This is a genomic window from Mycobacterium sp. IS-836, from assembly GCF_001954275.1.
Lineage (GTDB): Bacteria > Actinomycetota > Actinomycetes > Mycobacteriales > Mycobacteriaceae > Mycobacterium.
In genome coordinates this window covers 22,542-35,075 of sequence record NZ_MBEU01000021.1, presented here as the reverse complement: position 1 = coordinate 35,075, position 12,534 = coordinate 22,542, and the positions used below count along the sequence as shown (strand labels likewise).

The following is a 12,534-nucleotide window of genomic DNA, read 5'->3' as shown; positions in this document are numbered from 1 at the left end:
CTGCCGGTCACACCGCTTTCCAGAGGCATCGTTGTCTTGCGCGGTCCGGGTGCCTGAGAGGTTGACGGAGAGGTGTTGCTCCTTCGGCGTCCGTGACTGGCAATCACGGAACTCTCCCGCGCGAGGGCGATGCGTGCCCCAGCTTACTCGGCCGCCCCCAGATGTCCGCGATCGCGCGGGGTTAGCCGATCTTGCGGTCGCGGTGCTTGCGCCGGGACGCCAGCTCGTCTTCCGGGGCGTCGATCGATTCGCCGCCGTCGGCACGCTCGCCGGGGAAGTCCGCGATGACGCCGGTCAGCTCGCGCATCGCGCCGGACACCGCGATGCCGAACACGCCCTGGCCGCCCTGCAGCAGGTCGACGACCTCTTCGGCCGAGGTGCACTCGTAAACCGTGGTGCCGTCGGAGAACAGGGTGATGTTGGCCAGATCCTGGACGCCGCGCTGGCGCAGATGGTCGACCGCGACGCGGATGTTGTGCAGCGAGATCCCGGTGTCGAGCAAGCGCTTGACGATCTTGAGAACCAGGATGTCCTTGAAGGAGTAGAGCCGCTGGCTGCCGGACCCCGCCGCGCTGCGGATCGACGGAACGACCAGCGAGGTGCGCGCCCAGTAGTCCAGCTGGCGGTAGGTGATTCCGGCGATCTGGCATGCGCTCGGCCCCCGGTAGCCGACCAGCTCGTCGGGCACGGAATCGTCGGGGAACAGTCCGGGCTGCACGGCCACGCTCGGCGCGGTGGCGCTGCGGTCGGTCGTGGCGTCCGCGTGGTCGGCTAGGTCCAGCTGCTCTTGACGTGGCTGCTCGCTCACGGTTCGTTCCTCTCGCCGATCGCGCTCGTTAACTAGCTGCGTTCGCAGGCTGCCTCGGCAGCCATGTTTGCTCAGGCCCGAGTGCTAGAGAGCTTACGCTTTCCGACAGCCGCCGCGCCTTAGTCGTCATCAAAGTATGGCCGCCGCAGGGGTGAGTCGGCGCGCTATCCGCCAGGCGTGTCGACATCGCGGGCCCAGATGAGATGCATCCGTGATGTCGCTGTCCACCTTAGTGGCCGCCCGCGCCGATTGCCCGGGCCACCGGCGGGACGCCGCTACCTGCGGCTTCCCAAACCCGATGGGATAGCCAGGTTATGTGGCCTTGAAATCGTCGGGCGACACGCTGTCGAGGAACTCCTTGAATTTCTCCACCTCGTCTTCGCGGACGGCGGTGTTGGATTCCTCGTCGCTCTCGTCGGGGATCAGCAGACCGGCCTGGGCGAGTACCGCCTCCTCGACGTAGATCGGGACGCCGACCCGCAGCGCGATGGCCACCGAATCCGAGGGGCGCGCCGACACCGTGATGTTGCGGTCGAAGACCAGGTCAGCGTAGAAAGTGCCCTCCTGCAGATCGACGATCCGCACCTCTTTCAGCGAATGCCCAAGCGCTGCAATGAGATCCCTGATGAGATCGTGCGTCAGCGGCCGGGGTGGTTCCACGCCTTGTTGCTCGAGCGCAATGGCGGCCGCCTCGGACTGGCCGATCCAGATCGGCAGATAGCGGTCACCGTTGGCCTCGCGCAGCAAGAGCACCGGCTGGTTCTGCGGCTGCTCCACGCGAATGCCGACAACACGAACTTCGCCCATCTGTGTCTGCCCTCCGCACATGCACCCGAACGCCAAGCTATCGAACGAAAGTCTAGTCCTCAGCGATGCAGAACGTCGCGAACGGCAGACTTGATCAGCGAGGTATGCAAAGTGATAGCGAGTGCCGCGACCTCACGCGCCAGGTCGTCCGCGCGATCGAGAGCGCCGGCCTTGCCGGCTTTGACTACCGGCCCGGCGATTTGGGCGATCAGATCGGACTGCCGGTCGGCCGCCGACCGGAAGGCGCGCAGATGCCGCGGCTCGACGCCGTAGTCGGCCAGGGCGCGTGCGCACTGCAGGATCACCACAGCGTGTTCGTCGAACAGCCCGCCCGGACCGGTGGTGATCACCCCGGCCTTGAGCAGCGCGGTCAGCAGCCCCTCGTCCACACCGGAGCGCTCCAGCAGCTCTTCGCGACTCAACCGGATGCGCGTGGGCGCCACCGCGGCCGGATCGGAGCCGGCCTCGCCGCCGGCGGATGCGGCATCGCTGCCGGCGACCGACACCAATCGCGGTACACCGTAAGGCGATCCGAACGGCGGCAGCTCGCCGTCGGGCTGCGCGTCCAGCTGTGACCGGATCACCTTCAGCGGCAGGTAATGATCGCGCTGAGCGGTAAGGATGAAGCGCAGCCGGGCGCAGTCGTACGCGGTGAACCTGCGGTATCCGGAGGCAGCACGTTGCGGCGTCACCAGTCCCTCGGCCTCCAAGAAGCGAATCTTGGAGATCGTGACATCGGGGAAATCCGGCCTCAACAGTTCGAGGACCGCCCCGATCGACATCCCGGCCAGCGCCGGGCTATCGGGCGCGCTCACTAGCCTGAAGATCCTCCCTCGTCGTCACCCTGCTTGGGTCCGGTCAAAAACACCAGACGAAACTTTCCGATCTGCACCTCGTCACCGTTCGCCAGCACCGCCGAATCCACCGGCTCGCGGTTGACGTAGGTGCCGTTGAGGCTACCAACATCGACGACCTGGAAGTCGTTGCCTTCCAACCTGAATTCGGCGTGGCGGCGGCTCACGGTGACGTCATCGAGGAAGATGTCGCTGTCAGGGTGCCGGCCGGCTGACGTGATGGCCTGGTCGAGCAGGAAGCGTGAGCCGGCGTTCGGTCCCCGTTTGACGACCAGCAGAGCCGAACCCGCGGGCAGGCCTTCGACGCCGGATACCGCGCTCTCGGTTCCCGCTTGCGCGGGAGCGTCCAGTTCGTTGAGGAAGTCGGCACGGAAAACGGAAGTCGTCTCCACGGTGACTTCGTCAGCGTTCTGGTCCTGCTCTTTCCCTGAGTCCATGTCCGTCACGCGCTGCTCCTCACTGGCCGCTGTGGCGTTGTCTGACCGGGCCGCTCGGCCGGCTCCCCACTAGGCGCTTTGCCTCGTACTGCCGATAACTGCGTTCTCATTGTGATCCGTTTGACCGTACCGCGCACCGGTCGGCGATGTCCCCACCACTGCGCGATCGACAGGCTGCAGGGACATTAGCAATCGTCATTCGGTTAGTGTCCCGCGGTAGGCCTCGGCGTCAAGCAGTGTGGCGATGGCCGACTCGAGCCCGGCGGCGTCGGAAACCTGCACATCCACCAGCCAGCCGGCGCCATACGGGTCGGAGTTGACCAGTTGCGGACTGCCGTCCAGATCGGAGTTGACGGCGGTGACCGTCCCCGACACCGGCGCGTAGAGGTCCGACACCGATTTCGTCGATTCCACCTCGCCGAACGATTCGCCGGCGACCAGCTCGGTGCCGACGTCGGGCAGCTGAACGAAGACGACGTCGCCGAGTGCCGACTGGGCGAAGTCGGTGATCCCGATCCGCGCGGTGTCGTCCGCGCTGCGGCGAACCCACTCGTGTTCGGCGGTGTAGTGCAGCTCGGCCGGGATATCGCTCACGGTGTTCCTGTTCTGGTCGGGGTGCTCACTTGACGGGCTGAGCGTATTGGTGCGGTTTTGGTTGTCGCAAGGTTGTCACGTCGACCCGGTCGGCCTGCTGCACCGACATCCGCGCACCGACGCGCTTGATGCTGTCCTCCGCGCCGCCCGGAATGTTCATCGCGGCGGCCAGCGTCGGCGGATCGCCAATCGCCAGAATCGAATACGGCGGCGACAGTGTCTTGCCGTCGATCATCAACGAGCCGGGCGTGCCCACCACCCAGGTGTCGACGCCCACCCGTACCGACTGATGGGCATCGTTGGTCTCGACCGCCTCGGCGCCGGCGGCCCGCAACTCGTTGATCACGTCGAGCATGGCCTCGGGTGACACCCCGGGGCCGGGGTCGTCGATCGTGACGGTGACGCCAGGCCCGGTGGCGCCGACGGAGCCGACCAGAATGGACAGCGCGGCCAGCCGGGCCTGAGCGCTTTGGATGGCGGCCTGGTCGGTGTTGCCCGACGCCTGCAGTTGATTCAGTGTGTTCTGCAGTTCGGCAACTTCGGTGTTCAGCGTGGCCTCGCGCTGCCGCAACGAATCCAGCAGCACCAACAGGTCCGCGGGGCGCGCCGTGTCCAGCGAGTCACCCGATTTCGTCTGGCGGACCTGGGTGATGATGGCGAGCCCCAGAACAAGGCACAGCAGGGCCGCCAGTATTCCGAACAAGAGCCGGGAGCGCCCGGCCCGCAGCAGCCCGGACCATCCGGTCCGCTGCACCGACCCGATCTCGGGGCGCGGGCGATCCGACGGCAATTCGTGGCGGCCGCGCTGGGCGTCGTCGGCCTTGTGCTCACCTTCGGAGAGGCCGTGCCGGGTTGGCGCGTCACGACTTTCGTCGCGGGCGTCCTCTGGCGGCTCCTGGCTCACGCTGACCTCACAGTCGTCACGCCCCGAACAGCCGTCGCCGCAGCGCGGCCGCGTTGCCGAAAATGCGGATACCCAACACGACGATGATGGCCGTGGACAACTGCGTGCCGACACCCAGTTGATCGCCGACGTAGACGATCAGCGCCGCCACGAAGACGTTGAAGACGAACGACACCACGAAAACCTTCGGGTCGAAGATCCGCTCGAGGTAGGCGCGCAGCCCGCCGAACACCGCGTCGAGCGCGGCGACCACCGCGATGGGCAGATACGGTTGGACGACCTCGGGCACGGCGGGATGGAAGACCAAACCCAGCACGATGCCGAGCGCCAGCGCCGCGATACCGATCATGCGAGGACTTTTCTCACTAGGGCCCAATCTGTTTGGCGAACTTGACTTCCCGGACCGACCCGGCAGGCAGCGACAGACCGTCGGAGACGTTCACGGTGACGCCGACGCCGTAGGAGATCTCCAGCAGCCTAAGACGCTGTCGGCCCGGACTGCCGTCGAAGACGTCGCGCATCGAGCGCGGCGGCCCGACCGCGAGGATGGTGTACGGGCTGCCGGTGGGGTTGTTGTCGACGAGGATCGCTCCCCCGGCCTGCCGGATCGTTACGTTCGGCCCGATCCGAACCCCGCCGACCGAAATGGCTTCGGCGCCGCTGGCCCACAACGAGTTGACGACGAGCTGGAGGTCGCGGTCGAGGATGATCTGCCGGCTGCCGGTCACTCGCTGCTTGGACACGTCGGAAAGATTCGGGCTGGCACCGGGCTCGGTCACGGTGATGGTCAGGCCGGGGCCGATGATCGGCGTGCTGGCCGCGGCCAGGCTGAGCGCGTCCAGACGGGTGAGCAGCCGCTGTCCCTCGGCGTTGTCGGCCAGCGCGTGTCGCTGCACATCGTCGACCTGAGCCGAGAGCGCGGTGCGCCGCTTGGACAGCCGGGCCGCGGTGTCTTCGGTCGAGCGGACGCTGCGCACCAGCAGCTGTTGGGCGGAGCGCACACCGGGTTCGACCGAGCGGGCCTGCGCGACCGCCGCGGCGAACACGGTGGCGACCAGCATCGCCGCGAGCGCCTGCCAGAGCCAACCGAAGACGCGCGCCCGCGCGGTCCGGGGTGTGGCAGTGCGACTACATTTTTCGGCCGCGGCGGCATACCCGGGATCCAGATGTTCCGACAGCAGGGCGCGCAGCAGCGACGGCACCGGGATCAGCGTCGGGCGGGCCGCCTCGTGGGCGCTGCGGCCGGCGTTGGGGTCGTAGCCGCCGAGCAGGCGGTCGGGTTCAGCCATGCGCACCCGCTTTGAGCGTGGGCATCCGGCGCACGACCAACGTCAGCTGCACCACGTACAGCACGAACGCCCACAGGTAGGTGTAGATGCCCCAGATCAAAAAGGCCCATCCGATGGCGCCGATCACGCGGCTCCACAACGCGTCCCAGGTGCCCAGCAGGACGAGCGGGAAACCGGACATGAGGGCGAAGGTGGCGGCCTTGCCGACGTACGTCACCGGCAGCGCCGACAGCCCGCGGCTTCGCAGCAGCGGCAGGCTCGCGGCCAGCAGCCCGTCGCGCACCAGCAGCGTGACGACGAACCACCACGGCAGGACTCCGCCGATCGCCATGACGACGGGCACGGTCACCATGTAGAGACGATCGACCGCCGGGTCCAGCAGGACACCCAGCCGCGACGACTGGTTCAGCGCCCGCGCGATCTTGCCGTCGGCCCAGTCGGAGGCGCCGCTGAACATCAGGATGGCCACCGCCCAACCGTCGGCATGCGCGAACACCAGCGCGTAGACGAACACCGGGATGAGCGCCAGGCGGATGGCGCTGAGCAAGTTGGGCACGGTCAGTACCCGGTCGGGCGGAGGCACGTGCTCCATGAGCCGTGACCTTAGCCGGGAGACGATGTGGTCCGCAGCGCGGACCACGCCTGGCGAGCGTGCGGCTGGCCGCACACACGGGCACCAGCGTGCGGCTGGACGCACGTTGGGGGCCTGGGCCGTCGGCCTAGCGGAATACCCCGGGCAGGCTCAGGGTCGCGAGCGTGTCATCCGAGAGCGGGTTGTCGTTGACCATGTAGGTCCACGTCGACGTCGGCCGGGCCAGCTTCGACAGATCCAGCCCGGGCTCCTCTTCGAGCACGTTTGCCGTTTCGAACGTCTGCTGCGCCGCTTCGATCGCATCCGCGGCCAGCGAGGCGAACGCGTCGACGGCCAACCGGTGAAACTCGTCCAGCGGATTTTGCCGGCCCAACGCGCGCAGGTGAATGCTCTCGCGGATGTCGGCCAGGTACGCCAGATGGTCGGCCCAGCCGCGGTCGAGGTGATACAGCATGATCAGCCGGCAGATCGTCTCGAGGCGTTCGTCGGCCTCGTCCTCGGGCATCGCCTTGGCGAGCTCTTCATACCGTTTGGGCGCGAGCTCGGCGAGCTCGTCGCGCGCGGTTGTGGTGCGCAGCAACGTGTTTCGCCGGTCGACGATGATGGCGCGCTGTTGGGCGATCAGCTGGTTGTAGCGCCAGGTGTTGGCGTGCACGTCGAGCATCCGGCCCTCCGCGACGCGCTGGGCGTGATCGAGCAGCCCGGCCGCCTTGGGGCTGACGATCCGGCCGTCCTCGTCGGTTTCCATGGGCAGCTTGTTCTGGTCGAGGTTGGCCACCACGACGTCGTCTTCCCAACTGGAGAAGAACACCGACGAGCCGGGGTCGCCCTGCCGTCCGGCACGCCCGCGCAGCTGGTTGTCCAGCCGCTCGGTGTGATGCCGGCCGGTGCCGACGACGTGCAGCCCGCCCAGGTCGGCGACCCTGTCGTGGTCGGCTTCGTCGGATCCGCCCAGCCGGATATCGGTACCGCGCCCCGCCATCTGCGTGGAGACCGTGACCGACTCGAATTTGCCGGCCTCGGCGATAACCTGCGCTTCCTCGGCGTCGTTCTTGGCGTTGAGCACCACCGCGGGCACGCCGCGGCGCAGCAGCCGCTCGTGCAGGTCCTCGGATTCGGCGACATCGCGGGTGCCGACCAGCATCGGCTGGCCGGTTTCGTGCACCTCGGCGATGTGCGCGACGATCGCGTCGTTCTTGGCGGCGGCGGTGATGTAGACCCGGTCGGACTCGTCTTCGCGAATGTTGGGCTCATTGGGCGGAATCGGTGACACTCCGAGCTTGTAGAACTGGCGCAGCTGCTCACCGGCGGCCAGCGCGGTGCCGGTCATGCCGCACACCGTGGTGTAGCGGTTGATCAGCGCCTGCACCGTGATGGTGTCGAGCACCTCGCCGGTCTCGGTGGTCTCGATGCCCTCCTTCGCCTCGACGGCGGCCTGCAGGCCGTCGGGCCAGCGCTGCAGCTGCGCGATGCGGCCGCGCGCGGCGTTGATCAGGTGCACGGCGTCGTCTCGAACGATGTAGTGCACGTCGCGCTGCAGCAACACATGGGCGTGCAGCGCCACGTTGACCTCGGTGAGCGTGGTGCCGACGTGTTCCTCGGAGTAGAGGTCGATGCCGCCGAGCGCCTTCTCCACTTTGCGCGCGCCGACCTCGGTCAGGTGCACGTTGCGGCTGTCGGCGTCGGTGTCGTAGTCGGTTTCGGCGACGAGCTCGCCGACCAATTTGATGATCTCCAGCCGCGGGGTCTCCCGGTGCGTCGTGCCGGCCAGCACCAGCGGCACCAGCGCCTCGTCGACCAGAACCGAGTCGGCCTCATCGATAAGGGCCACATCGGGATTCGGCGACACCAGGTCGGCAACGTCGGTCACCAGCTGGTCCCGCAGCACGTCGAAGCCGATCTCATTGACCGAGGCATAGGTGACATCGCAGTCGTAGGCGGCCCTGCGTTGCTCGCTGGTCGACTCCGCGGTGATCCAGCCGACCGTCAGGCCCATCGCCTCCAGCAGCGGCCCCATCCACTCGGCGTCGCGGCGCGCCAGGTAGTCGTTGATGGTCACCACGTGCACGTGCCGGCCCGCGATCGCGTACCCGGCCGCCGCGATGGCCCCGGCCAGCGTCTTACCCTCACCGGTGGCCATCTCGATCACGTCGCCGTCAAGCATGCGCAGCGCGCCAAGCAGCTGAACATCGAACGGGCGCAACGTCGTTGACCGTTCGGCGGCTTCCCGGGCGATCGCGAGGAACTGCGCGATGTCGTCGGAGTCGGCGAGGTCGTCGAGGTTGAGCAGCCCCGCCGCCTTGCGCAGCTGCTCGTCGGTGAGGCCGGCGGCCTCCTCGTCGTACTCCGACGAGGCGGTCACCTGAGCCAGCGAACGGCTTCGGTCCTTTTCAGTGCTGGCGCCCAGCAGCCGCCAAAATCGGCTGCTCAGCCGGCCAGGTTCAGCGCGGGTGGTCTTTGGCACAGGTCAACGGTACGCGGTGGGCGAGCTATGCCAGGTTGGACCGGCGTGGGTAGGCGATGCTCGGATCGGTAAGCACGTTGACGACGGCGGGCATGCCACTGCCGAAGGCACGCTCCAGCGCGGGCCGCAGCTCGGCGGGCGCGGACACCAGCTCACCATGGCCGCCCAGCGCGCGGACGACCTCGTCGTAGCGCGTGCCCGGACGCAACTCCGCCACCACCGAATAGCCGTAAATCGCCTCCATCGGGTGCTTTTCGAGGGCCCAGATCCCGTTGTTGCCGATCACCGACACGACGGGCACGTGGTGCCGGACCAGGGTGTCCCACTCCATGCCGCTGAACCCGAAAGCGCCGTCACCCTGCAGCAGGACGACCTGGCGGTCGGGGTGGGCCAGCTTGGCGGCCAGGGCGTAGCCGGGGCCGGAACCCAGGCAGCCGAAGGGTCCGCTGTCCAGCCAGCACCCCGGCAGGTAGCTGTCGATCACGCGGCCCGCATAGGACCCGAAATCGCCGGCGTCGATGACCACGATGGCGTCGCGGTCCAGCAGGGGGGCCAGCTCGGCGTACACCCGCATCGGGTGCAGCGGCGTGCGGTCGTCGCCCCGTTCGGCTGTTTCGGAGCGTCGCGCCGCGGTTTCGGCCGTGCGCAGCTCGGCGATCCAGTCCCGATGCTCCCCCGGTCCGGCCAGCGCCGAGAGGATCGACGTGAGGTCGCCGTAGAGACCGGCCGCGACGGGCCGCGGATGGTCGCGGGCCGGTTCGGCACGATCCGCCACGACGAGCTGGGTCTGCGGCCCGAACACCTTGCCGAATCCCAGCCGGAAATCCATGGGCACGCCGACGACCAGCGCCACGTCCGCCTCGCCAAGCGCTTTGGCCCGGGCCCGCGAGAACGCCAACGGGTGGTCGGCCGGCACCACGCCGCGGGCCATCCCGTTCATCAGCACCGGGATCTGCCGCTCTTCGGCGAGACGCAGCAGCGCCGCCTCCGCGTGCCCCCACCACACGTTGGTGCCGGCCATGATCACCGGCCGGTGTGCCGTGGCGAGCAGGTCCGCGGCGCGTTCGAGCGCCGCGCCGTCGGGAGCCGGGCCCGGCGGCGCATCGGCCAGAGCGCCGGGTCGGCCGGCGTCCTGGGATACGGCAAACACGTGGTCCATCGGGAAGTCGACGAATCCCACGCCCGAGGGGGCACCGACGGCCGCGCGCAACGCTTGGTCGACGAGCAGGCCCGCAGCCTCGGCGGATTGCGCGGTGGCCGCGAAACGAGCCAGCGGCGCCACGAACGGCACGTGGTCGATCTCCTGCAGCGAACCCATGCCCCAGCGTCCGGCGGGGGCGCGGCCGCCGAGCACCACCAGCGGTGACTGGTTCTGCTGCGCGGCTGCCATCGCGCTCATGCCGTTGGTGACGCCCGGACCGGCGGTGAGCGCGGCCACGCCGGGGACCCTGGTCACCTTCGACCAGCCCTCAGCGGCAAATGTCGCCGTCTGCTCGTGCCGGGTGTCGATCAGCCGGATACCCTCGTCACGGCAGCCGTCGTAGATGGAAAACAGGTGGCCGCCGGACAACGTGAAAATGGTATCGATTCCGCTGGCTTTGAGCCGGCGTGCGATGAGCCGGCCGGCATGCACGGTCTGGCTGGACGGAGCGTCGATGCTCATCCAGGCAGCCTATCCACACCGCCTCGGGTAATTTCGCGGGGAAGTGTCCACCATGAGGCTCCGCCGGATGCCTCGGTAGCAAGGAGACGTCGAAGTTGGACCCCAAGCCGTTCAAGGAATCCATCAACTGGTCGGCTGCGCTCCATGACTCCCTGCGATGGCTGGGCGAAGCCTGGGCGATCAGTGCCGTGTGCCTGATCGTCGTGCTGGTCGTGATCAGGTATGTGACCGTCTGGGGCCGCCAGTATTGGCGGATCACCAGGGGTTACTTCGTCGGTCCGCAGGCCGTCAAGGTCTGGCTGATGCTGGGCGTGCTGCTGCTGTTGGTCCTGCTGTCCGTGCGCCTCGCCGTGCTGCTGAGTTACCAGAGCAACGATCTGTTCACATCCCTGCAGACCGCGTTCGAAGGCATCGCGGCGGGCGACGCCAGGGTGAAAAACTCTGGCATTCACGGCTTTTGGATGTCGCTGTGGCATTTCAGTGTGTTGGCAACCATCTTCATCGCCCGCATCCTGGTCGACATCTATCTGACGCAGCGCTTCATTATCGCGTGGCGTGTCTGGCTGACCGCCCACCTCACCGACGACTGGCTCGACGGCAGGGCCTACTACCGGGATCTGTTCATCGACAACACCATCGACAACCCGGATCAGCGGATCCAACAAGACGTCGACATCTTCACGGCCGGGGTCGGTCCGACCCCCAACATCCCGTCCAACGAGACGCAGAACACCTTGTTGTTCGGCGCCGTGCGTGCGGTGGCTTCGGTGATTTCGTTCGCGGCGATCCTCTGGAACCTCTCGGGCGGCCTGAACATTTTCGGCTTCACGCTGCCGCGCGCGATGTTCTGGGTCGTCGTGGTCTACGTCTTCATCGCGACCGTCGTCGCGTTCTGGCTGGGGCGTCCGCTGATCTGGCTCAGCTTCAACAACGAGAAGCTCAACGCGGCATTCCGGTACGCGCTGGTGCGGTTGCGCGATGCCGCCGAGGCGGTGGGCTTCTATCGCGGCGAGCGAGTGGAGCGAACGCAACTGATGGGGCGCTTTACCCCGGTCATCACCAACTACCGCAGGTTCGTCCGCCGGACCATCATTTTCAACGGATGGAACTGGTCGATGTCGCAGGCAATCGTGCCGCTGCCGTGGATAATTCAGGCGCCGCGACTGTTCGCCGGCCAGATCGCCTTCGGCGACGTCGGCCAGACGGCGACCTCATTCGGCGAGATTCACGACTCGCTGTCGTTCTTCCGCAACAACTACGACGCGTTCGCGGCGTTCCGGGCGGCGATCATCCGGTTGCACGGGCTCGTCGACGCCAACGCGCAAGGGCGCGAACTGCCGGCGGTGCTAGTCAAGCCGAGTCAAGAGGTCGCCGTCGAGCTCGCCGGCGTCGAAGTGCGCACACCGGCCGGCGATCAGTTGATCGATTCGCTTGACGTGCAACTGGATAGCGGGGAGGCGCTGGTGATCACCGGCCGTTCCGGCGCCGGCAAGACCACGCTGCTGCGCAGCCTGGCCGAGCTGTGGCCGTACGCCTCCGGGACGCTGTGCCGCCCGGAGGGTGACAACGCGACGATGTTCTTGTCGCAGTTGCCGTATGTGCCCCTGGGCTCGCTGCGCACCGTCGTGTGCTATCCGAATTCTCCCGACGACATCGCGGACGGCGTCCTGCGCGATGTGCTGAACAAGGTCGCGTTGGCCCCGCTCTATGACCGGCTCGACGAGGAGCAGGATTGGGCGAAGGTGCTCTCCCCCGGCGAGCAGCAGCGCGTCGCGTTCGCGCGCATCTTGCTCACCAGGCCGCGGGCGGTATTTCTCGACGAGGCCACCTCGGCGCTGGACGAGGGCCTGGAATTCGCGCTCTACCAGTTACTTCGAAGCGAGCTGCCGGACTGCGTCGTGGTCAGCGTCAGCCACCGGCACACCGTGGAGCAGCACCACGAAAAACAGCTCCAGCTGCTCGGCGATGGGCAGTGGCGACTCGGGCCGGTGGAAAAGGAGCCGGCGCCGGTCTAGCGCGTCGCCGCGTGGGCTCCGGCCCGGCGAGGCCGTCTCGCGCCGAGGCTGTAATTCTGGAGGGGTTCACTCGCACTTTTCCTGCGAAATTACAGTCTCGACGCTTG

General features: G+C 67.5%; 12 protein-coding genes and 1 riboswitch. Of the genes, 1 reads left to right on the top strand and 11 read right to left on the bottom strand.

Annotation, left to right across the window (positions count from 1 at the left end; translation table 11 throughout):
- Window positions 1-31 precede the first annotated feature (31 nt).
- A riboswitch (glycine riboswitch) is annotated at window positions 32-129 on the bottom strand.
- 52 nt (window positions 130-181) lie between these two features.
- The 11 genes from A5747_RS08195 to A5747_RS08145 all read right to left on the bottom strand — a co-directional run bounded on the left by A5747_RS08195 (window position 182) and on the right by A5747_RS08145 (window position 10,412).
- Window positions 182-808 carry a MerR family transcriptional regulator gene (locus A5747_RS08195; RefSeq protein ID WP_076123169.1) on the bottom strand — a complete coding sequence of 209 codons (627 nt, stop codon included), beginning with the start codon at window positions 806-808 and terminating at the stop codon, window positions 182-184.
- A 312-nt stretch (window positions 809-1,120) separates the two neighbouring features.
- Window positions 1,121-1,615 carry a bifunctional nuclease family protein gene (locus A5747_RS08190; protein ID WP_036469133.1) on the bottom strand — a complete coding sequence of 165 codons (495 nt, stop codon included), beginning with the start codon at window positions 1,613-1,615 and terminating at the stop codon, window positions 1,121-1,123.
- Between the two features lie 59 nt (window positions 1,616-1,674).
- Window positions 1,675-2,430 carry a MerR family transcriptional regulator gene (locus A5747_RS08185; protein ID WP_076123167.1) on the bottom strand — a complete coding sequence of 252 codons (756 nt, stop codon included), beginning with the start codon at window positions 2,428-2,430 and terminating at the stop codon, window positions 1,675-1,677.
- Entirely contained in the window at window positions 2,430-2,906 is a 477-nt protein-coding gene (garA, locus tag A5747_RS08180; protein ID WP_369805035.1) for a glycogen accumulation regulator GarA, read from the bottom strand. The genes A5747_RS08185 and garA overlap by 1 nt, the downstream gene beginning before the upstream one ends.
- 195 nt (window positions 2,907-3,101) lie before the next feature.
- The gene (gene gcvH / locus A5747_RS08175; protein WP_076123165.1) at window positions 3,102-3,500 is read right to left on the bottom strand and encodes a glycine cleavage system protein GcvH; all 399 of its coding nucleotides are present in this window, start codon (window positions 3,498-3,500) and stop codon (window positions 3,102-3,104) included.
- Between the two features lie 25 nt (window positions 3,501-3,525).
- Window positions 3,526-4,404: a DUF881 domain-containing protein gene (locus A5747_RS08170; protein ID WP_076123163.1), complete on the bottom strand. Its 879-nt coding sequence runs from the start codon at window positions 4,402-4,404 to the stop codon at window positions 3,526-3,528.
- A gap of 16 nt (window positions 4,405-4,420) precedes the next feature.
- Window positions 4,421-4,753: a small basic family protein gene (locus A5747_RS08165; protein WP_076058102.1), complete on the bottom strand. Its 333-nt coding sequence runs from the start codon at window positions 4,751-4,753 to the stop codon at window positions 4,421-4,423.
- 16 nt (window positions 4,754-4,769) lie between these two features.
- Window positions 4,770-5,693 (bottom strand): DUF881 domain-containing protein, encoded by a 924-nt coding sequence (locus A5747_RS08160; protein ID WP_076123437.1) that lies wholly within the window; start codon window positions 5,691-5,693, stop codon window positions 4,770-4,772.
- Window positions 5,686-6,285: a CDP-alcohol phosphatidyltransferase family protein gene (locus A5747_RS08155; RefSeq protein ID WP_076123161.1), complete on the bottom strand. Its 600-nt coding sequence runs from the start codon at window positions 6,283-6,285 to the stop codon at window positions 5,686-5,688. The genes A5747_RS08160 and A5747_RS08155 overlap by 8 nt, the downstream gene beginning before the upstream one ends.
- Window positions 6,286-6,412: 127 nt before the next feature.
- A complete protein-coding gene (gene secA2, locus A5747_RS08150; RefSeq protein WP_076123158.1) occupies window positions 6,413-8,749 on the bottom strand; it encodes an accessory Sec system translocase SecA2 in 2,337 nt (778 codons plus the stop codon).
- 25 nt (window positions 8,750-8,774) lie between these two features.
- The gene (locus tag A5747_RS08145; RefSeq protein ID WP_076123156.1) at window positions 8,775-10,412 is read right to left on the bottom strand and encodes an acetolactate synthase; all 1,638 of its coding nucleotides are present in this window, start codon (window positions 10,410-10,412) and stop codon (window positions 8,775-8,777) included.
- Between the two features lie 95 nt (window positions 10,413-10,507).
- On the opposite strand from A5747_RS08145, the gene A5747_RS08140 reads away from it, so the two are divergent.
- Window positions 10,508-12,427 (top strand): ABC transporter ATP-binding protein/permease, encoded by a 1,920-nt coding sequence (locus tag A5747_RS08140; protein WP_076123153.1) that lies wholly within the window; start codon window positions 10,508-10,510, stop codon window positions 12,425-12,427.
- Window positions 12,428-12,534: the final 107 nt, after the last annotated feature.

Coding starts and splice junctions, on each gene's coding strand:
- A5747_RS08190 (WP_036469133.1), bottom strand. CDS start 1,615: ATGGGCGAAGTTCGTGTTGTCGGCATTCGCGTGGAGCAGCCGCAGAAC.
- garA (WP_369805035.1), bottom strand. CDS start 2,906: ATGGACTCAGGGAAAGAGCAGGACCAGAACGCTGACGAAGTCACCGTG.
- A5747_RS08165 (WP_076058102.1), bottom strand. CDS start 4,753: ATGATCGGTATCGCGGCGCTGGCGCTCGGCATCGTGCTGGGTTTGGTC.
- A5747_RS08160 (WP_076123437.1), bottom strand. CDS start 5,693: ATGGCTGAACCCGACCGCCTGCTCGGCGGCTACGACCCCAACGCCGGC.
- A5747_RS08155 (WP_076123161.1), bottom strand. CDS start 6,285: ATGGAGCACGTGCCTCCGCCCGACCGGGTACTGACCGTGCCCAACTTG.
- A5747_RS08145 (WP_076123156.1), bottom strand. CDS start 10,412: ATGAGCATCGACGCTCCGTCCAGCCAGACCGTGCATGCCGGCCGGCTC.